Origin of the sequence: Paenibacillus algicola, assembly GCF_005577435.1 — a bacterium.
GTDB classification, from domain to species: Bacteria; Bacillota; Bacilli; order Paenibacillales; family Paenibacillaceae; genus Paenibacillus_AQ; species Paenibacillus_AQ algicola.
This window is the reverse complement of record NZ_CP040396.1, coordinates 2,757,910-2,776,957: the sequence shown is the minus strand read 5'-3', so window position 1 is coordinate 2,776,957 and position 19,048 is coordinate 2,757,910. Positions and strand designations below refer to the sequence as shown.

Below are 19,048 nucleotides of genomic sequence, written 5' to 3'. Positions count from 1 at the left end.
ACTTGACCATCCAGGATCAGGATTGGCAGGAAGAACAGCAGCGGGTTACCGAGATTACCGATATCATTGATCACTATATTCAACGGTTAATGAAGCAGGTCGGCGGCGTTCGCGGTGACGTCATCGAGATGAGAAAGGACTTCTGGGACGAGGTCACCATCAATTTCAGCGAAGCCGATGATGTTGGAGAAACATCCACCAATCTCCGCCAGCAATCCCAGGTGCTCTCAGAGCGGGAACGGACCCATTTACAGGCGAGCAAGGCTCTGAAAAAATATCGGAAGCTTGTGGACTCACCGTATTTTGGCCGCATCGACTTCAGAGAATCGGGAGAGAGCGCAGCGGAGCCCATTTATTTGGGGATCGGGTCGGTCATGGATGAAGAGCTGGAGAACTTCCTGGTCTACGACTGGCGGGCGCCCATTTCAAGTCTTTATTATGACGGAGCGCCGGGTGAAGCTCAATATGAGACGCCTTCCGGCATGGTGAAGGGCGAGATGAGCCTCAAGCGGCAATTCGTCATCCGGGACCGTCAAATCCAGGTGCTGTTCGATACCGGCGTAACGATCGGTGATGAGCTGCTGCAGCAGGTGCTCAGCCACAGTGCTGACGACAAGATGAAAAATATCGTCGCCACCATCCAGAAGGAGCAGAATGCGGTTATCCGTAACGACAAAACGCGAATGCTCATCGTCCAGGGCGCCGCGGGCAGCGGCAAGACCTCGGCAGCGCTGCAGCGGGTGGCGTATCTGCTCTATAAGTACCGGGATACGCTGCAGGCCGACCAGATGATTCTGTTCTCGCCGAACCCGCTGTTTAACAGCTATATTTCGACGGTGCTCCCGGAGCTTGGCGAGGACAATATGCAGCAGACCACATTCCAAGCCTATCTGGAGCATCGTTTGGGCCGGGAATTTGAGCTGGAGGATGTATTTACCCAGACAGAACAGCTGCTGGCTGAGCATGATGATCCAGGGCTTGAGGCGAGAAGAGAAGGCATTGCCTTCAAATCCGGGATGGGTTATCTGCGTTTGATTCAGACTTACAAGGAGCACCTCGAAGCCCGGGACATGCTCTTTCGTCCCATTGTATTCCAGGGTCGGATTATTGTGTCCAGAGAAGAGATGGTGCGGCAATTTTACAGCTTTGATCCCGCCATCAAGCTTGCGAACCGGCTGGATCTCATGCGTGACAGGCTGCTAAAGGCGTTATCATCCTTTGCGGCCGAGGAGCGGAAGGCGGATTGGGTGGAGGATCAGATCCAGCTGCTGGACCAGGATGATTATCAGCGTGCGTTTCAGATCATGCGCAGGAAGCAGCGCAAGGGAGAGCTGAGCTTCGATGATTTTGATGCCGAGAAGGAAGCACTGGCCCGGATGGTGGTCAGTACCCGGCTGAAGCCGCTTCGGCAGTGGATCAAGAACTACCGTTTTGTTGATGTGGTGGGGCTGTACCGGCGATTGTTCCAGAATGCTTCTATGACTGCAGAGCTGCTGGATTCAGAAACCTCGCTGCCCCGGGAGTGGGACGAGATCAGCCGCCAGACCCTGGCCAAAATGAACAGCAAGGAGCTTTATTACGAGGATGTCACGCCCTACTTGTATTTAAGAGAGCTGCTTCAGGGATTTCGGACGAACACCTCGATCCGTCACGTGATTGTGGACGAGGTTCAGGACTACTCCGTGTTTCAGCTTGAATTTCTAAAGCGGCTGTTCCCCCGGGCCAAGATGACCGTGCTGGGCGACTTGAACCAGGCCATTTATGCCCATGGAGAAGCACTGGGAGAGCTTCAGAGCCTGGTTAGCCTGTACGGCGAGGCGGAAACCGAGGTCATATCGTTAACGAAGAGCTATCGCTCTACTCGTGAAATTGTGGAATTTACTCGCCAAATGATTCCAGGAGGAGAGCATATTACTCCCTTTCATCGCCCAGGTGTCCCGCCAAAGGTCATCCCGGCGGAGTCGGAGAAGCAGCTGGAGGAGCTGGTGGCACAGGATTTGCAGGAGCTGCAAGCCCAGGGCTATCACTATGTGGCGATGATCTGCAAGACCGAGGAGGAGAGCCGCGGGGTGCACCGCCGCCTATCACCACGAATGCCGATTCGATTGATTACCAAATCAACACCGGCATTTGAGCAGGGCATTCTCGTTGTGCCTGCTTATTTAGCGAAGGGCGTTGAATTTGATGCTGTGCTGATCTATAACGGCTCGGATGAGCTCTACTCCCGAGAGAGAGAGCGCAAGCTTTTTTATACCGCTTGTACCCGCGCCATGCATGAGCTGCACATTTATCATCTCGGAGCGAGGAGTCGCTTCCTTCCTTCATAGAGACGGCTTGGCCTGTTTTCAAGGACCTGGAATCCTTGGAGGCAGGCTTTTTTTGTCTTCCAGAAAATACATGTCACTAGCCCTTCATTTTTTGTAGAAAAAAGTCGAAATATGTCTCATTACAGGGAATCTGTGAAAAACGAATGAAAAGGAAGTCGGTCTATGAAAATCAAGACGAAATTGCTGCTGTCGTCCTCCATTGTGGGTGCTGTAACAGTGGCCATGATCCTGTTTGCATTCTGGAATGCAAAATCCACAGAGGAACGATATAAGGCTCTTATCCACGAGGGTCATACGGTGATGTACAATTTATCGCAAATGCAGTGGCTGCTGGCCGGGATCGCGAATGATGAACGCGGATTTTTGTTAACCGGAGATGAGAGCTTTGTTCAAGCAATGAAGCTGAAGCAGCAACACTTTTTGGAATTATCTGCAGATACGAGGCTGCGCACAAGGTTGCCAGAGGATATGAACGTGATCGACGAGATTGATCAGGGCTTTCAACGCTATCAGGCTGCAATTCTGGAGGTGCTGGAAAAGGGCGGACTATCGAGCCCCGGCGCAGCTCCGCCGGCATTTGCCCAGTATGAATCGGCATTCGAGGCCGAACGTGACATTCGTAAAGCGTTCACTCCGCTGGTGGATCAGTTCAAGGAAAGAAAAGAGGCAGAAATGGAGCAGCACATGGCGGATATTTCCTCAGCCAATCTGCTGCGGAATGAAGCGATGCTTGTAGCTGGGTTGATTGCTATCATCTATTATATGATTCAAAGCCGTGTGCTTATAGCTTCGATCAAGCCCTTAATCCGCATGAAGAGCGAGCTGGAGGACATAAGCCGCGGGGGCGGAGACCTGGTATCCCGCCTTGAAGTGCGCAGCCGCGATGAGATTGGTGAGGTAGCTCGTGCGTACAATGCGCTGCTGGATTCTTTTCGCTCAATGGTGCTGAACATCAAGGACTCTGCCACCCAAATCGCTGCTACCAGCGATCAGCTGTTCGCCGGCTCCTCAGAGATCAGAGATGCATCGCGCCATACCTCCTCGATCATGGAACGGCTTGCAGACGGCACGAGCCATCAGCTTGAAGTCAGTGAAGCGTCGATGGGCTCGCTGACCGACATGGCTGCCGGAATCGGCGTTATTCATCATGCAGCAGCACACACCTCTGAGGTGTCGAGTGATGCGCAGGTGCTGTCCTCAGAAGGTGAAGAAGCGGTAAAACGGACCCTGCAGCAAATGGAGGAAATTCGGGGACGAACGAACCTTTCGGCGGAAGCGGTCAAGGAACTGGGAAGCAAAGCGGAGCTCATCGGCTTGATGGGGGAGACGATCAATTCGCTTTCGTCACAGACCGGACTGCTGGCTCTGAACGCCTCTATTGAAGCAGCCCGGGCAGGCGAGCAGGGAGCAGGATTTGCCGTTGTGGCTTCCCAGGTTAGGAAGCTGGCGGAGCAGTCCAATGCCAGCTCCGCAGAGATCAACCGTTTCGTTGAAGAAATCACCAAGGACATACATACGCTGGAGCATGCCATGGAGGAGGAGGTTCTCACTGTAACCAGGGGCATCCAGGCAGCACAGGGAGCTGCAGAGGCCTTTCAGAGCATTGACCAGTCCATTGTCCGGCTAAACAATCAGATCCAGGATATTCAGCAGTCCTGTGCCCAGCTTTCACGGCAGGCGGACGCAATGATGCATGGCATCGAGAGCATGCTGGAGAGCAATCGACATGCGGCTGCAGGGACGCAGAGCGTGAGTGCCGCTGCCGCTCAGCAGCTGGCTTCCATTGAGGAAATGGCACAATCAGTGGAATCTTTAAATGAGATGTCCGTGTCACTGGAGCGGGAGATGTCAGGGTTCAAAGTGTAGGACCTGCCAATGCGGCAACCATTTTTAACATGTATATTGCGGGCGGTAAACCCGCATTATAGAAGAGTCAACTGATGTTAAAGGTGGTCTTCTCATGGACAATAAGAAATGGGATCTCGCCGCACTGGCCTCGGTTCCCCTCATCATGACCTTGGGAAACTCGATGCTTATTCCCATACTGCCGCAAATTGCTAAAGCGCTCGGCATCAGCTCCTTGATGGGCAGTATGCTGATTACGGTGTATGCCGTAACAGCTATTCTGATGATTCCAATCGCCGGGTATTTATCTGACCGGTTCGGCCGCAAGAAGGTCATTATCCCGAGCCTGATCATTACGGTGCTCGGCAGCGGCATCTCGGCCGGTGCAGCGTGGCTGCTGGGAGGCAGCGCCGCGTACATCGTCATTCTTGCCGGAAGGCTGCTGCAGGGAATTGGCGCAGCCGGTGCATTTCCGATCGTTATTCCACTCGTTGGAGATATGTTTAGCGAGGATGAGAAGGTTAGTAAAAGTCTGGGCGTCATTGAAACGTCGAACACCTTTGGCAAGGTGCTCAGCCCGATTCTGGGAGCGTTTCTGGGCAGCTTCATCTGGTTTCTGCCATTCCTGGCCATCCCGGTTCTCTGCGCGGTATCCCTGCTGCTCGTCATATTCCTGGTGAAATCTCCAGAGCATGAGAAGACCCAGCAGTCGATCCGGGAGTTCCTCGGTACGACCAAGGATGTGCTTCAAGAAAAAGGTCGCTGGCTGTATGCGATTTTTGCGATTGGCGGTATTGCCATGTTCGGCATTTTTGGCGTGCAATTTTATCTATCGGAAACTCTGGAGAGTGCTTATGGCTTAACCGGCATTGTCAAGGGACTGGTGCTGGCGATTCCACTGGCAGCCCTGTGTCTGGCTTCATATCTGACCGGGAAATTCACAGGGCATAAGAAGGGGCTTATGAAGTGGACGGGCTTCGCCGGCATGGCGCTGCTCACAGGCTCTCTGGTCATCATCGGCTTTAGCGAGCAAATTTATTTTGTCATTGGATTTATGACGGCGGGCAGCATCGGAATCGGTCTGGTGCTGCCCAGCATGGATACGCTACTCACCGAGGGTGTAGAGGAGGAACAGCGAGGAACGATCACCTCCTTGTATAGCAGCATGCGCTTTATCGGAGTATCGCTGGGTCCGCCCGTTGTGTCCTTGCTGCTTGGCGCCAATCACTGGGTGCTGTTCCTGACCTTGGCTGCCGTTGCTGCCGCCGGGGCCCTGTTGACGCTGCTCGCGGTGAAGCCGGAGGAAAGCGAGGGCGAAGACGGAACCGGAGAAGTCAAGCGAGTCCAGTTCAAGCCGCCTGCCGGTGCTGCGAAAAACCTTGTCCGCAAATAGGGCAAGGTTTTTTTGGCTGCCGATATATTTAACACCGCTCTGATCATATTCCTTTATAATAAGCGTATCAATCGGTTCTTAAAGGAGGTATGATTCATGAAAGCATTTATTAATTTTGCTCACCGGGGAGCTTCAGGAGCAGCGCCGGAGAATACAATGGCAGCCTTTCACAAAGCGTTGGAGCAAGGCGCGAACGGTATTGAAACCGACGTACAGATGACCTCGGACCACAAGCTCGTTCTAATGCATGATGAAGCGGTGAACCGGACGACCAATGGACAAGGATACATAAAGGATTATACGCTCTCTGAGCTGCAGCAGCTGGACGCCGGATCATGGTTCAGCGAAGCGTTCAAGGGAGAGCAGGTGCCTGAGCTGAAGCAATTGCTCGCTCTGGGCAAAGACCGCGGGACGTTCATTAACATTGAGCTGAAAAATGGAATCATCCCTTATCCCGGGCTGGAGGAGGAAGTGATTGCTGCCGTCCGGGAGTATGGTATGGAGGAGCGAGTCATCATCTCCAGCTTCAATCATTATTCTCTTGTGCATTGTAAGAAACTTGCGCCGGACATTGCGACGGCCATTCTGTATATGGAGGGTCTGTACCAGGTATGTGACTATGCGCAGACTGTCGGGGCTGACGCCCTGCATGCCTTCAAGTATGCTGTCCTTCCGGAGCTTGTGGCAGAGGCTCGGGACAGAGGACTTGCGTATCATCCCTTCACCGTGAATGCTCCCGACGAAATGAAGCGGCTGTTAAAGGCTGGGGTGAGCGGCATCATTACCGATTATCCGGATGTTCTCCACGCGTTGCTGCAGCAGGAAGAGGTGTAGCTGCTTGAAAAAATCATGGCTGCTCGGCTTTGGATTTTTCAGTATCAGCATGACCTGGGCGCTGTATAACGCCTTTGTTCCCTATTTTTTGGAGGACTATCTTTCCTCTGTTGCACTTATTGCTTTTTTTATGACTCTGGATAATTACTTCGCGCTGTTCCTCCAGCCCTGGGTCGGTAACCTGAGCGATGCAACCCGTACCCGGTTCGGGCGGAGAATGCCCTTTCTGCTTCTCGGCATGCCGCTTGCGGCAGTATTCACGGCTCTGATCCCGTTTCATACCGGGCTCCTGACTCTAATTCTGTTCATGATGCTGATGAATCTGGCCATGAGCCTGTACCGTTCACCGACGGTGGCGCTAATGCCAGATGTAATGCCGGAGCGGGAGCGGACCAAGGCCAATGGCGTCATTAACTTCATGGGCGGTGTGGGGGCGATTCTGGCGTTCGGTGCCGGCTCCGTGCTGTATGAGGCGAACGAGATCTATCCCTTTATCGCGGCTGCCGCCATCACGCTAATTTCCTTGCTGATTCTGTCTACCCGAATTCAAGAGAACCGAGACGTGCCAAGTATTTCAACACCGGACAAGTCCCTAAGACGGGTATCGTTCAAAGGGCAGTTTGACCGGACCACGGTGCTGCTGTTATGCGCGATCTTTTTCTGGTTCGTGGCGTATCAGGGGGTTGAAACGCTCTTTACCCTATATGGCAAAAATCATGTAGGCCTGACCGAGGGGGAGGCTTCCTTCTCCCTTCTGTTCTTCTCGCTGTTCTTCGTATTGTTTGCGATTCCCAGCGGCTGGCTGGGCAAGCGCTTCGGGAAGAAGAGGATGATCCTGACTGGCGTCCTTGGCTTGATGGCTGTGTTTGCGGTCATGCCCTTCATCCATTCATTGCTTCTGCTGCGCCTGCTTCTCGCTGCAGGAGGTATATTCTGGGCCTGCATTAACATCAATTCCTATCCCTTTATCATTTCTACCGGAAGCGAAGAGAGCATTGGAACCCGAACCGGATTATATTACCTTGTCTCTTCGATGGCTGCCATTGCATCGCCTCCGCTGCTCGGTCAGATGATCGATTGGCTGGGATACCCGGTTCTGTTTATTACGGCATCGATCAGCATGCTGGCTGCATTGCTGTGCATGGCGGCGATACAGGAGCGGGGAGAAAAGCCTTCTGCCGGCTTAGGCAACCCGGCTGCTCCCTCTGTGAAATAGAATTACAAAAACCATTGCATAAATCTAACACAAAATGTAATATTAAAACCAGGCATTTTGGACAAGGCCTGGTTTTTTTGTTGTTTTTGTTCGATTCATTCTAAAGATAACGCAGGAGGGATACGATGACACAAGCCATTAAAATTGGTATCGTCGGCTACGGTAACCTGGGCCGCGGTGTAGAGAAAGCGATCAAGCAGAATCCGGACATGGAGCTAACCGCCGTGTTCTCCAGAAGAGATCCGAACGGAGTAGCTTCCGAAGCGAAGGCAGTACATATTTCCGAGGTGGATCAGTATAAAGATGAGATTGATGTCTTGATCCTTTGCGGCGGCTCAGCGACAGATCTGCCGGAGCAGGGACCTGAGCTGGCCGGAAGATTTCATACCGTAGACAGCTTTGACACGCACGCTAAGATTCCTGAATATTTCGACAGTGTGGATGCGGCTGCGCGCGAGGGCGGCAAGGTCAGCGTCATTTCCACGGGCTGGGATCCAGGGCTGTTCTCCTTAAGCCGTCTGATCGCTGAATCGATTCTGCCAGAAGGCAATGAATACACGTTCTGGGGCAAGGGCGTCAGCCAGGGCCACTCCGATGCCATTCGCCGTGTAGAGGGCGTCAAGAATGGTGTTCAGTACACCATTCCGAAGGAAGAGGCGCTGAACCGTGTCCGCAGTGGGGAAAATCCAGAGCTCAGTACCCGGGAGAAGCATCTGCGTGAATGCTACATTGTTGCGCAGGAGGGTGCAGATCAAGCGGCCATCGAGAAGGAAATCAAGGAAATGCCGAACTATTTTGCCGACTACGATACGGTTGTGAATTTTATTTCCGAGGAAGAGCTGAAGGCGAACCACTCCGCTATGCCTCATGGCGGCACCGTGCTTCGCAGCGGCCTGACCGGAGAGAACAGCAAGCAGATCATTGAATTTGGTCTGACGCTGGACAGCAATCCTGAATTTACAGCGAGCGTGCTGGTCGCTTATGCACGTGCTGCATATCGTCTGGCTCAAGCCGGTGACCAGGGTGCAAAGACAGTGTTTGATATTCCATACGGCCTGCTGTCGCCTAAATCTGCCGCGCAGCTTCGGAAAGAGCTGCTGTAATTTCAGCAGCCTGCCTCAAGAATCGGGCTTGAATTGTACGGCGTATTGAAGCACAGGGCTGCACAAGACCTTCTGTGACTGAGGCTATCCAGGCATCCGTTCTTCCGGGAACGGGTGCTTTTTTTGGCGTTTAAAGGGCTTGGTCAGCAACCCGCTCTTGACCTGTCTTGCGGCAGGATGGTTTCCCCTTCATAATGTAGAGATCAGGAATAATGCCTGGAAGCTGCGCGGGACGGAGGGAATGATGATGCAATGGCTAGCCATGCTGACGATGCTGGTGGACCATGTCGGGCTTGTTTTTTATCCCGGTGAGGAAATATGGAGGATGATCGGCAGAATTGCGTTTCCGCTGTACGTGTACGCCCTGGTGCTGGGCTATGGCCGGACCTCATCAAAACGGCGTTATTTTATAAGATTAGGCGTGATTGCGTTGGTGTCCCAAATTCCTTATCAGCTCTCTCTCAATCCCGAAGGGCTGAATGTGGTTGTGACACTGCTTGCAGGAGGGCTTGTGCTGTATGTGATGGAGAAGGTGGATCCGGCGGCATCCATCCTCATTGCCGTGATCGCTGCGGTGCTGATGGAGGCGCTGAATTTCGATTATGGGTCCTATGGTCTGCTGCTGATCTTGATCTTCCGCTATGCTGAGGGTCAGATGCTTGCAGCGTGGCATCTACTGCTGAACGTGGTGTTCTGGTATTTGTACGGCTGGGAAATTCAGATGTGGAGTGTTCTGCCGACGTTCCTCATTGTCTATGGTCCTGCCGTCTGGAAAGAAATCGAGAAGGTTCGGGTTCCTTCCTGGGTATGGCGGTCCTTTTATCCCGTACATATGATCATTCTTGCCATTGTGCAGAGGTTATAACGGCAGGGCAGGATGGCCTGCTGCAGGTATGAGGGAATCACAGCTGGACATGAATAAGGGGAGGAACCTGGAATGATGAACATTGCCATCGCCGTAGGCGTACTGTTGTTTGCTGCCGCCGGCTATTTGGCTTATCGAAACTCTAGGCTAATATCCATGCAGCAGGAGTCGGGACAAAAATATGCTCTCCCTGCATGGTATACGGTATGCATGGGGAGTGAGCTGCCGGAAGCAGAAGAGGATGCTATTCCCCTATGGGCGATGGAATATGAGACTGCAGATGGTGTCTATAAGGCCGGTCTGTGCCGGGTAGCCGGAGATACTGCGGGAGATTTAAAGCTGGAGCAGGCAGAGCAAATGCTGTCAGCGCATGTGAAGACTGCAAGGACAGGGGGCACATACATAAGTCACCGCACATTCGAGGACCGGCTGCAAGATGAACAAGAGCGGAACATGGCGAAGCGCTTAAGCCAGGCGGCAGCCAGGGTCTGAATATTCATCCTGTGGGTTCGGGTCAAACTCCCTATCAGCAGGGTAATGTAAAGAAAAAAGGCTGAAAAGGAGTTTTTCGCATGAAGACGATACAGATCGGCAGGACGGCAGTTTCTGTGCGGACAGGTGATATTACAGCCTGGTCGGGTGATATTATAGTGAATGCGGCAAATTCCGGACTGCTGGGAGGCAAGGGTGTGGATGGAGTCATTCACGCGGTTGGAGGCCCCGAGATTATGGAGGAATGCAAGAAGATCCGTCAGCTTCAGGGCGGATGTCCTCCCGGGCATGCTGTGCTGACCTGTGCCGGTCTCTTGAAGGCGAAGCATGTGATTCATACCGTCGGCCCGATCTGGGAGGGAGGCGGCAGAGGAGAGGATCATACGCTCGCAGAATGCTATAGAAGCTCCCTTCAGCTGGCTAATGAAGTCGGAGCCCGAACGATTGCTTTTCCAAATATTAGCACGGGCATTTACGAATATCCGAAGCCATTTGCATGCGATGTGGCTTTAAAGAGCATTACGAACTATTTAAAGGAAGAGCGTCCGGAGAACCGGCTGGAGGAGATCGATCTGATCTGTTTTGATCCGGAAAACGAGAAGCTCTATGTACAGCGTCTGGAGCAATTTGCATAAACTCAGGCGTGGAACGCGGAGGTTGGTTGTCAATGGCGGATTTATCGGAACATGAAGAGCTGTCTCTGCACCTGCTGGTGGTGCTCGCAAGGGCGTACAATTCAGTCTTCGCCCATTCGACTCGAAGCATTCAAGCCCACGGCCTTAATTCAACAGAATTTGGCGTTCTGGATGTGCTATACCATAAGGGCCCCCAGCCGCTGCAAAAAATCGGAGAAAAGGTGCTGATCTCCAGCGGCAATATTACATACGTCGTGGACAAGCTTCAGAAGAAGAAGCTTCTGATTCGCCGCGCATCCCTGGAAGATAGGCGTGTCATTTATGCTGAGCTTACGGAGGAAGGGCAGGCTCTGTTCGAGGATATTTTTCCGGGACATAAGCAAAAAATCGAGCACGCCGTCTCTGGTCTGACGGAAGAAGAGAAGCTGCAGGCTGTGGTGCTGCTGCGCAAGCTGGGTACGACCGCCGAGGAGAGCTTCCGCCGGTAATTCCAGCGGGAAGGAAATAAAGTTACGTCGGTTCTATGCAAGTGCAGGTCGCAGCCGTTGAAGAAAGGACGAGGATGAATTGATACATGATATAATTTCACGCTTGGAGGACCTGGAGGTTAAAGAGCTGCTGGCCTACTCTGTGTTTCCGGACCCGGAGCTTCTGGATGAGGTCGTGGATTCATACCGGAAGGGACATGGAATGGAGCTTTACGGGTATGAGGAGGAAGGGGTGCTTCTGGGAATTCTGGGTGTAGAGATGAACGGAAGTGAAATGGTGATCAAGCATATCGCTGTTCTTCCAGAAAATCGGGGCAAGGATTACGGACGGGGAATGCTGATGGAGCTCATGCTTCAAAAATCTCCCGAGCGCGTGATTGCGGAAGCGGACGAGGATACGGTGGGCTTTTACCGCTCCATCGGCTTTCAAATTTACAGCCTGGGCGAAGGCTACCCCGGAGCGGAACGCTTTCGCTGTATTTATGAGGTAGAGGAAGACGAAGAATAGCAGCAGGTATGAATATAAGCAAGGACTGCTTAACCATTCAAGACGTGGTTGAGCAGTCTTTTTTTGTGGAATGTAAAAGGTACCAGGGAGGCATTGACATCCAATCTCGTCCTGAGATATAGTTTGACAGTAAAACGGTTTGAATATAAAACTAGTTTACGAAGTAAAGGAGGAGCCGTCATTAACGACACCAAGAATTGCATCGAACGGTATATTGAAGCGGATCTCGCAGTCAGTCGCAGGATTATTGCCGATACCAGAGACAAGATGGGCATTGATCTGACCCGGGAGCAGTTTCAGACGCTGCGGATGATCCGCAGTCACGAGCAATGCACCTCCAAGCTCTTGTCAGAGCTTCTGTGCGTCGGGAAGAGCTCAATTAGCTCCAATGTGAACCGCATGGAAGAGCGCGGCTGGATTGAGCGGCATCGTGACGATGAGGACCGACGAGTCGTTTATTTGTCGTTGACAGCAGAGGGGGAGAACGTTCTGCAAAGCTCGGAGCAGCTGCTGCAGTCTGTTGTCGCATCGTATATGACTCATTTTGAGCCGCAGGAAGTCGAGCAGTTTATTACGCTGTTTGAGAAGCTCGCGAAGCTAATGCAAGAGTAAGAAGGGGAGTAGGAGCATGAGATTGATATTGAAGTCCAAGTGGGCGTTGCTGGTCATCTGGCTCGTTATGGCTGTTGCCTTAATGATGGCTGCACCGCCAATGAGCGAGCTCGTCCGCGAGAAGGGTCAGCTGTCTGTACCGGATGGTTATGCCTCGTCCAAGGCGGCGGAGCTGCTGCGTGAAATGAATGCCGGAGGGGAGCAGGAGCAGCAGATTCAGTCGGCGATGATTTTTTATAAAGAGCAAGGACTGGGTCAGGATGACAAAGAGCGTGTCCAAGCAGCGGTAGAGAGCCTAAAGACTCAAGGGGAAGCTCTGGGCGTCACGTCAGTGATGAATCCCTTTGATGAGCCGCAGCTGGAGGACAAGATGGTGTCCGAGGACGGCAAGGCGGTAATGATTGCGATTTCCTCAGATGCTAAAGTGATGGAGCCCGGAGAAACACGCAGCCTGATTCATGAAGCGCTGGGAGACATCGGAGTCGATTACTACATGACCGGCAGCGAGCTCGTCAATGAAGATACCATTCAGGGGTCACAGGACGGGCTGAAGAAAACGGAATACATAACGATCATTTTCATTCTGGTCATTTTATTTGCCGTGTTCCGTTCATTGGTTGCCCCCTTTGTGCCGCTGCTGACTGTGGGTCTGAGCTATCTGGTGTCGCAGTCGATTGTAGCCTTTCTGGTGGACAGTGTTAACTTTCCACTGTCAACCTTTACACAGATTTTCATGGTGGCCGTTATGTTCGGGATCGGAACAGATTACTGCATCCTGCTGATCAGCCGCTTTAAGGAGGAAATGAGCCGGCAGGAGGACATTTCTTCTGCGATTGTGGAAACCTACAGGACGGCAGGCCGAACCGTTTTTTTCTCCGGGCTTGCGGTCTTGATCGGATTTGTATCCATCGGAATGTCGCAGTTTATTCTGTACCGCTCGGCAGTAGCGGTAGCTGTTGGTATCGCGGTCATGCTTGCAGCCTTGTTCACGATCGTGCCGTTCTTCATGGCCGTGCTGGGGAGCAAGCTGTTCTGGCCGTCCAAAGGCTCGCTGGAGCATAAGGAGAGCCGGCTATGGGGGATGGCAGGCGCATTTTCGCTAAAGCGCCCGCTGGCGGCGCTGATCGTGGTTGCTGTCATCTGCGTTCCGTTTCTGGTAACGTACAGCGGCCAGCTGTCCTTCAATAATATGGAGGAAATTAGCGAGGATTATGAGTCTGTGAAAGGATTTAACCTGATTGAGTCGGCCTTTGGCGCTGGACAGTCCATGCCGGCTACCGTCGTGATCAAGAACGACGACCGTCTGGATACGGGAGAGTATCTTGCTTTGACTGAAGCCATAACCCGCAGCATCCTGAAGGTCGAGGGGGTAGAAGAGGTTCGCAGCGCCTCCCGTCCGGCGGGTGACGAAATTGAGGATTTCCGGATTACAGCCCAGGCGGCTGCGCTGGGAGAAGGGATCGGCCAATCGACAGACGGGCTGTCCCAGATTGGCTCCGGCCTGTCGGAGGCGAGCCGCCAGCTGAGTCAAAATGAGCCTCAGCTTGCTGAAGCCGCTGTCAGCAGCAGCAAGCTGACGGAAGGCACAGCGGAGCTGAAACAGGGCATCGGTGAGCTGAGCGCAGCATTGACGCAAATTCAAGGCGGCATGACAAGCGGCGCTGCCGGCGCCGGGGAGCTGGGTACAGGATTGCAGCAGGCAAAGGCTAGCGCACAGCAGCTGGCCAATGCGCACCAGGAGCTGCTTGCGGGTTACCAGGCGGCCGGGGATGGGATTTCCGTTCTAGGCAAATCTATGGGAGAGGTGCTCGGCAGCCTGCAGGGCGTTGAGCAAATGCTGGCAGGGCTGCAGCCCTCCTTTACTGCACTGGAGGCCGCGGAGCCGCAGCTGCAGCAGAATTCGGATTATATGAATATCCGGGAAACGGTAACCCAGACCTCAGCAGGTCTGTCTCAGCTGTCTTCAGGCGTTCGTGACATGGAAAAGAACACCCTGCAGGCGGCGGAGGGCTTAAAGCAGGCGAATCAAGGCTATGCCGCGGCTGTATCCGGACAAGAGGCGCTGACTTCAGGGCTCAGCCAGATTCTTCAAGGCATTCAAGCGTTGGAAGACGGTCTGGAGCAGGCGGCAGAGGGACAGGGTGCAGTGATTCAGCAGCTGCCGGATATTCAGTCAGGTCTGACCCAGATTGAGGAAGGCCAGCAGCAAATTGAGAATGGTTTTAAGGAGCTGTCTGGGCAGCTGGGCGAGCTCACCGGAGGATTAGATGAGAGTGTCAAAGGGATTTCTCAGATTCAGGATGGATTGACAACAGCCCAGACCTATCTGGCGCAAATCGAGAATGCAGGTGATCCGGAAACCAGCGGGTTCCTCGTTCCAGAGGAGGCCTTGTCTGATCCCGAGATGACGCGGGTCTATGATACTTACATGTCTCCCGACCGTAAGCTCATGACGCTGGACGTTGTTTTTGCAGGCAATCCTTATGCAGCTGAGACATTAACCCGTATCGGCGACATTGAGAATGCAGTGGCGACGGCGGTCAAAGGGACCAAGCTGGAGCAGGCGGAAACCGCGGTGAGCGGCGTGACGAGCACCTATGCGGATTTGAAGCAAATTTCTGATGAGGATTACAATCGTACAGTTACTCTGATGCTGGGCGGGATTTTCCTCGTGCTGGTGCTGCTCTTGAGATCGGTGGTCATGCCTATTTACTTGATGGTGGCCCTGGTCGTCACCTATTACGTCTCCATGGGCGTAACCGAGTTTGTGTTCGTGGACCTGCTAGGTTATACCGGCATCAGCTGGGCAACGCCATTCTTTGGATTTGTGATGCTTACTGCGCTAGGGGTGGACTACAGCATCTTCCTCATGGATCGCTTCAACGAGAACAAGGAGCTGGACGTTCAGAGCGGCATCTTGTACGCGATGAAAAATATGGGCACGGTCATTTTGTCTGCGGTTCTCATTCTTGGCGGCACCTTTGCTGCGATGTACCCGTCCGGCGTGCTGTCTATGATGCAGATTGCCACCGTGGTACTAACCGGCCTGGTGCTATACGCTCTAGTATTTCTTCCATTTTTCGTTCCCGTGATGGTGAAGCTGTTCGGCCGGGGCAATTGGTGGCCTTTTAAAGCCGGAAGCGATAAGGAACGTGACTCCAGCCAGATGGCTGCCTGATTTCAAAGCTTGAAGGCAAATTACCGTTTCCACCCCCTCCGGCTGCGGCATATCATATCGCAGTGAGTCTGGTGGGGGTGGAGTTCATGGTATATTGTTACACCGCCGTCGGCGATTCCCTGACGTATGGCTTGGGGGCGCTGCCGGGAAGCGGATTTGTTCCGCTATACCGGCGGATGGCGGAGGAATATGTTAAGGAATTTGTAGCTTATGATCAGCTGGGCATACCGGGACTGACCTCTTGTGAGCTGTACGAACGGATTCGCCGCGATCCGCAGTTTCGCAGCAGCCTGAAGGGTGCCGCGATTATTACGATTTCGGCTGGCGGAAATGATCTGATCCGGGCGGCGCAAGACTATGAGACTGACTTCAGACCGGAGCTGCTGGAGCAGGCGCTGTCCCGCTGCAAGGCCTGCTGGCAGGGTATGGTGAACGAAATCTGCAAATTGAAAAAGGGAGGACCCGCCTCACCCTACCTGATCCGGGCGGTGGGTCTATATAACCCCTACCCTTCGCGGATTGAAGCGGCAGCGTATGTGCACCGGCTGAATGGATTTCTATCCGGATTGCTTCCGACGGCGCAGGTTTACTCCTTGTTTGCGGGCAGAGAGCAGGAGCTGCTGTCTTCCGATGGCCTTCATCCCAATGCCAAGGGGTACCGCCTGATTGCAGAGCAGCTAAACCGTCTGGGGTACAGGCCATTATAAAAAAAAGCCGCTTCATACCGATATAGTAGGTAGAGGTGATATTGATGGCGAAAAAAGGCCAAACATTCCAATCCTACAGTCTAGATATGAAGAAAAGAGCAATCGCCATGCGCTTGGACGGCATGACCAAGAAAGAGGTCGCTCAAGAGCTGCAAATATCCGATATTGGACGGCTGAAAATCTGGATGCGTAAATACAGGGAGCTGGGGGAAGAGGGATTGATTGACCGCAGGACCCTGAGAAGCACTCCATCCGAGGAGGACGATTCCCTTCAAGCACAGTAGACTGCCCGGTACCGTCAGTCCAGAACGGAAATGAGTCATGAGGCAAATGCACCTATTTTGCAGCAGCCGGGCGAATGCCCTGTCGTTTGCAGTCCTCCCTCATATACTGTGGTATGTTTCACAAAAGGGAGGGATTCTTGTGAGCGGAACAGCTGGAGCATATGGAGCATATGGAGCAGGTAACTCTGTCGGCGCAATTCTGGTGCTTTTCATTTTGCTGGTAATCATCACTAGCGCGTTCATCTAATTGGAGCATTCTTAGCCGCATACTCCTTACTTTCCTGCAGCAATCCCGGCAGCATGCAGAGAGAAAGGTGGTCACCTCGGTGATCCGCTGAAGTGTCCTCGTTTTACTTGAGCCGCCCGTCAAGATCCTGGATCTTGGCGGGCGGCCTGTTTTATGGTCTCGGATTCTCGATTCCGTAAATAACGACAAAAAAAATCGGGCGCCCTTTGCAGAGCGCCCTCATGGGAGATGAGGGAACCCCGTTATTAGGATTTATCAAACTGTGCAGTTCATTGATAAACTTTGCTTGCCCCTTGGTGTTCTCTGTTAGCCTTTTACAGCCTTTTTCAACCTTTGGTATACGTTTGGTCTACAAATGGTCTACAAGAGGTCTACAGCTCACTGAGACTGTTTGAAAACATCATTCAATTTATCAGCTGCTAATTTATCTGCACTTTGAAGCGCGTGACCATATACGTTCATTGTGGTGGTAATGTCTGCGTGTCCCAAACGTTCAGATATTATTTTTGCATGAACACCCTGATTAATTAAAAGCGTGGCTGATGTATGGCGCAAGTCATGAAACCGAATTTTTTTCAGACCATTGTAATCCAAGAAGACTGACCACCATTTTGTAGGCCGGCTAAAATGCAAAGCGCCTCCGTTGGCATTTGTAAAAACAAACTCACGTTCTTTTTCTTCCCAGCGGTCTAAAATCTTCATTTTTTCTTGGAGATAATGCATCCTGTATTTCTTTAAGAGTTCTACGGTCGATGAAGGAAGTGATATGGTCCGGTTTGAATTGCGTGTTTTAGGTTCTTTGATCACAGGTTTGCCCTTATCGTCTCTAATAGATATCGACTGCACAACCTTGATCGTGCCGCTGCTTAGGTCGATGTGTTTCCACTCCAGGGCAACTAATTCACCGCGCCGCATACCCGTAGATATCGCTAGAGTAACCAGGACACGGAACATAAAGCGTTCATCTTCTAAAGCAGCAAACAACTTTTTCACATCTTGTTCATCATAAACTTGGATTTCTTTCACAGGCTTTTCCTTGGGCTTCTTAACACCGTTCATCGGATTCTCTTTTATCACTTTCCATTCAACAGCTCGTTGGAAAACACTACGTAGGACACGGTATACATAAACAATGGTTGAAGAGGATACGTTACCTTCTTTACCGTCCAAACGAGTATTAATAGAATCTAAAAAATTGATTATATGCAGTGTTTTGATCTGATCTATCCTAACACTTTTAAAGTGAGGTATGATCCGACTATTAAGATGCATGGTGTAGTTCTCAACACTTTTTAGTTCAAGATGTTTATCAGCATACTTTGTCTTCCATTCGCTTACAAAAGCTTCGAAAGACATTTTTTCCGGCGCGATAAATTCGCCAGATTCCACTTCCACCACAAATTTAGCGAGTTGTAATTCTGCCTCTTTTTTATTTTTAGCCTTTACGGTTCTGGTTCGCTTGATCCTTTTACCTAAAGAGTCGTAACCCAATTCCACAGTAAGCAGATAAGAGTCTTTTCCTCTTTTATAAACCGAAGCCATTACAGATACCTCCTCAGATATCCATTTGATACTCAGGCTTGAAGTGGCCGGCATATACTCCACAAACGCGAATTTCATTTGGATATACTTCGATTGTTTTGTATTTAGGATTCTCTGGAACCAGTCTCACAAGGTTTGAACCTGGTTCCCAATGTACTCGTTTCAAAGTGCCCTCTTCGCCATTGACGATCACAGCAGCTATTTGGCCGCTTCTCTCAACCCAGTTAGCTGCTCTGAGGTATACAATGTCGCCATCCTCAATACCAACCCTGTTCATACTGTCGCCTTTAACGCAAAGTGCATAATCCGGTTTAGAGTTGTTTAAAAAAGGAAACCCAACATAACCATCTATATTTGACTCCGCGATAATACCATCACCTGCACAAATGGTGCCGATCAGAGGAATGTGTCCAAGATTGTATTCAGCAGCACTTTCTTTGATTAAGACATCTAACTTAGAATTTGTTTCTTCCAAAGTATTATTTGTCTCTTCATCAAGGATCCCAGCTTTCTCTAATAGATCATAGTAATTAATACTGTAAGCTTCAGCTATTTTCTTGAGAGCTGCCGGCGAAGGTTTTACCTCTTTTTTGGTTTTGCGATTCACACCTAGTTCAATGTCTCGAATGTATGAGTAAGAAATGCCACTCTTTTGTGCTGCATCTCGAAGTGAAATTTTCTTTTCCTTTCTAACCTGTTCCAAGAATTTTCCTAATTCGTTCATTAACCGTACCCTCGCTTCCCATTAATACAACAATATCGACAAGGTTTA

The 19,048-nt window shown here is 51.7% G+C and carries 18 protein-coding genes; 16 read left to right on the top strand and 2 right to left on the bottom strand.

The genetic code is table 11. The features are described from left to right. Positions 1 to 2: 2 nt before the first annotated feature. From helD to E6C60_RS21340, 16 genes are all read left to right on the top strand, one after another. A complete protein-coding gene (helD, locus tag E6C60_RS12975) occupies positions 3 to 2,327 on the top strand; it encodes an RNA polymerase recycling motor HelD (protein ID WP_138226232.1) in 2,325 nt (774 codons plus the stop codon). 162 nt (positions 2,328 to 2,489) lie between these two features. After that, the gene (locus E6C60_RS12970; RefSeq protein WP_138226231.1) at positions 2,490 to 4,193 is read left to right on the top strand and encodes a methyl-accepting chemotaxis protein; all 1,704 of its coding nucleotides are present in this window, start codon (positions 2,490 to 2,492) and stop codon (positions 4,191 to 4,193) included. Positions 4,194 to 4,287: 94 nt separating this feature from the next. Further along, complete coding sequence (locus tag E6C60_RS12965; RefSeq protein ID WP_138226230.1) at positions 4,288 to 5,565, top strand: bacillibactin exporter BcbE; 1,278 nt, start codon at positions 4,288 to 4,290, stop codon at positions 5,563 to 5,565. A gap of 96 nt (positions 5,566 to 5,661) precedes the next feature. Continuing rightward, the gene (locus tag E6C60_RS12960) at positions 5,662 to 6,399 is read left to right on the top strand and encodes a glycerophosphodiester phosphodiesterase (RefSeq protein ID WP_138226229.1); all 738 of its coding nucleotides are present in this window, start codon (positions 5,662 to 5,664) and stop codon (positions 6,397 to 6,399) included. Positions 6,400 to 6,403: 4 nt separating this feature from the next. Next, a complete protein-coding gene (locus E6C60_RS12955) occupies positions 6,404 to 7,615 on the top strand; it encodes an SLC45 family MFS transporter (RefSeq protein WP_138226228.1) in 1,212 nt (403 codons plus the stop codon). Between the two features lie 125 nt (positions 7,616 to 7,740). Further along, on the top strand, positions 7,741 to 8,718 hold the full coding sequence (locus E6C60_RS12950) for a diaminopimelate dehydrogenase (protein ID WP_138226227.1): 978 nt from the start codon (positions 7,741 to 7,743) through the stop codon (positions 8,716 to 8,718). A 139-nt stretch (positions 8,719 to 8,857) separates the two neighbouring features. Next, positions 8,858 to 9,583: a TraX family protein gene (locus E6C60_RS12945; protein ID WP_325053155.1), complete on the top strand. Its 726-nt coding sequence runs from the start codon at positions 8,858 to 8,860 to the stop codon at positions 9,581 to 9,583. A 72-nt stretch (positions 9,584 to 9,655) separates the two neighbouring features. Beyond that, a complete protein-coding gene (locus E6C60_RS12940; RefSeq protein ID WP_138226226.1) occupies positions 9,656 to 10,075 on the top strand; it encodes a hypothetical protein in 420 nt (139 codons plus the stop codon). 80 nt (positions 10,076 to 10,155) lie between these two features. Then, positions 10,156 to 10,710 carry a macro domain-containing protein gene (locus E6C60_RS12935; RefSeq protein ID WP_138226225.1) on the top strand — a complete coding sequence of 185 codons (555 nt, stop codon included), beginning with the start codon at positions 10,156 to 10,158 and terminating at the stop codon, positions 10,708 to 10,710. 32 nt (positions 10,711 to 10,742) lie between these two features. Next, positions 10,743 to 11,198 (top strand): MarR family winged helix-turn-helix transcriptional regulator, encoded by a 456-nt coding sequence (locus E6C60_RS12930; protein WP_138226224.1) that lies wholly within the window; start codon positions 10,743 to 10,745, stop codon positions 11,196 to 11,198. 103 nt (positions 11,199 to 11,301) lie between these two features. Continuing rightward, complete coding sequence (locus E6C60_RS12925; RefSeq protein ID WP_233281001.1) at positions 11,302 to 11,706, top strand: GNAT family N-acetyltransferase; 405 nt, start codon at positions 11,302 to 11,304, stop codon at positions 11,704 to 11,706. 123 nt (positions 11,707 to 11,829) lie between these two features. After that, a complete protein-coding gene (locus E6C60_RS12920) occupies positions 11,830 to 12,318 on the top strand; it encodes a MarR family winged helix-turn-helix transcriptional regulator (RefSeq protein ID WP_217496333.1) in 489 nt (162 codons plus the stop codon). 16 nt (positions 12,319 to 12,334) lie between these two features. Continuing rightward, the gene (locus E6C60_RS12915) at positions 12,335 to 15,496 is read left to right on the top strand and encodes an MMPL family transporter (RefSeq protein WP_138226221.1); all 3,162 of its coding nucleotides are present in this window, start codon (positions 12,335 to 12,337) and stop codon (positions 15,494 to 15,496) included. A 62-nt stretch (positions 15,497 to 15,558) separates the two neighbouring features. Beyond that, positions 15,559 to 16,203, top strand: coding sequence for a GDSL-type esterase/lipase family protein (locus tag E6C60_RS12910; protein WP_233281000.1), 645 nt, complete (start codon positions 15,559 to 15,561; stop codon positions 16,201 to 16,203). 86 nt (positions 16,204 to 16,289) lie between these two features. After that, positions 16,290 to 16,487, top strand: coding sequence for a helix-turn-helix domain-containing protein (locus tag E6C60_RS12905; RefSeq protein WP_233280999.1), 198 nt, complete (start codon positions 16,290 to 16,292; stop codon positions 16,485 to 16,487). Between the two features lie 139 nt (positions 16,488 to 16,626). After that, a complete protein-coding gene (locus E6C60_RS21340; RefSeq protein ID WP_138226218.1) occupies positions 16,627 to 16,734 on the top strand; it encodes a sporulation protein YjcZ in 108 nt (35 codons plus the stop codon). Positions 16,735 to 17,112: 378 nt separating this feature from the next. On the opposite strand, the gene E6C60_RS12895 is transcribed toward E6C60_RS21340, so the two are convergent. Continuing rightward, entirely contained in the window at positions 17,113 to 18,276 is a 1,164-nt protein-coding gene (locus E6C60_RS12895) for a tyrosine-type recombinase/integrase (RefSeq protein WP_138226217.1), read from the bottom strand. Between the two features lie 13 nt (positions 18,277 to 18,289). Beyond that, positions 18,290 to 19,000: a helix-turn-helix domain-containing protein gene (locus E6C60_RS12890; protein ID WP_138226216.1), complete on the bottom strand. Its 711-nt coding sequence runs from the start codon at positions 18,998 to 19,000 to the stop codon at positions 18,290 to 18,292. Positions 19,001 to 19,048 lie beyond the last annotated feature (48 nt).

Coding starts and splice junctions, on each gene's coding strand:
- E6C60_RS12905 (WP_233280999.1), top strand. CDS start 16,290: ATGAAGAAAAGAGCAATCGCCATGCGCTTGGACGGCATGACCAAGAAA.
- E6C60_RS12930 (WP_138226224.1), top strand. CDS start 10,743: ATGGCGGATTTATCGGAACATGAAGAGCTGTCTCTGCACCTGCTGGTG.
- E6C60_RS12915 (WP_138226221.1), top strand. CDS start 12,335: ATGAGATTGATATTGAAGTCCAAGTGGGCGTTGCTGGTCATCTGGCTC.
- E6C60_RS12895 (WP_138226217.1), bottom strand. CDS start 18,276: ATGGCTTCGGTTTATAAAAGAGGAAAAGACTCTTATCTGCTTACTGTG.
- E6C60_RS12950 (WP_138226227.1), top strand. CDS start 7,741: ATGACACAAGCCATTAAAATTGGTATCGTCGGCTACGGTAACCTGGGC.
- E6C60_RS12965 (WP_138226230.1), top strand. CDS start 4,288: ATGGACAATAAGAAATGGGATCTCGCCGCACTGGCCTCGGTTCCCCTC.
- E6C60_RS12890 (WP_138226216.1), bottom strand. CDS start 19,000: ATGAACGAATTAGGAAAATTCTTGGAACAGGTTAGAAAGGAAAAGAAA.
- E6C60_RS12970 (WP_138226231.1), top strand. CDS start 2,490: ATGAAAATCAAGACGAAATTGCTGCTGTCGTCCTCCATTGTGGGTGCT.
- E6C60_RS12940 (WP_138226226.1), top strand. CDS start 9,656: ATGATGAACATTGCCATCGCCGTAGGCGTACTGTTGTTTGCTGCCGCC.
- E6C60_RS12960 (WP_138226229.1), top strand. CDS start 5,662: ATGAAAGCATTTATTAATTTTGCTCACCGGGGAGCTTCAGGAGCAGCG.
- E6C60_RS12935 (WP_138226225.1), top strand. CDS start 10,156: ATGAAGACGATACAGATCGGCAGGACGGCAGTTTCTGTGCGGACAGGT.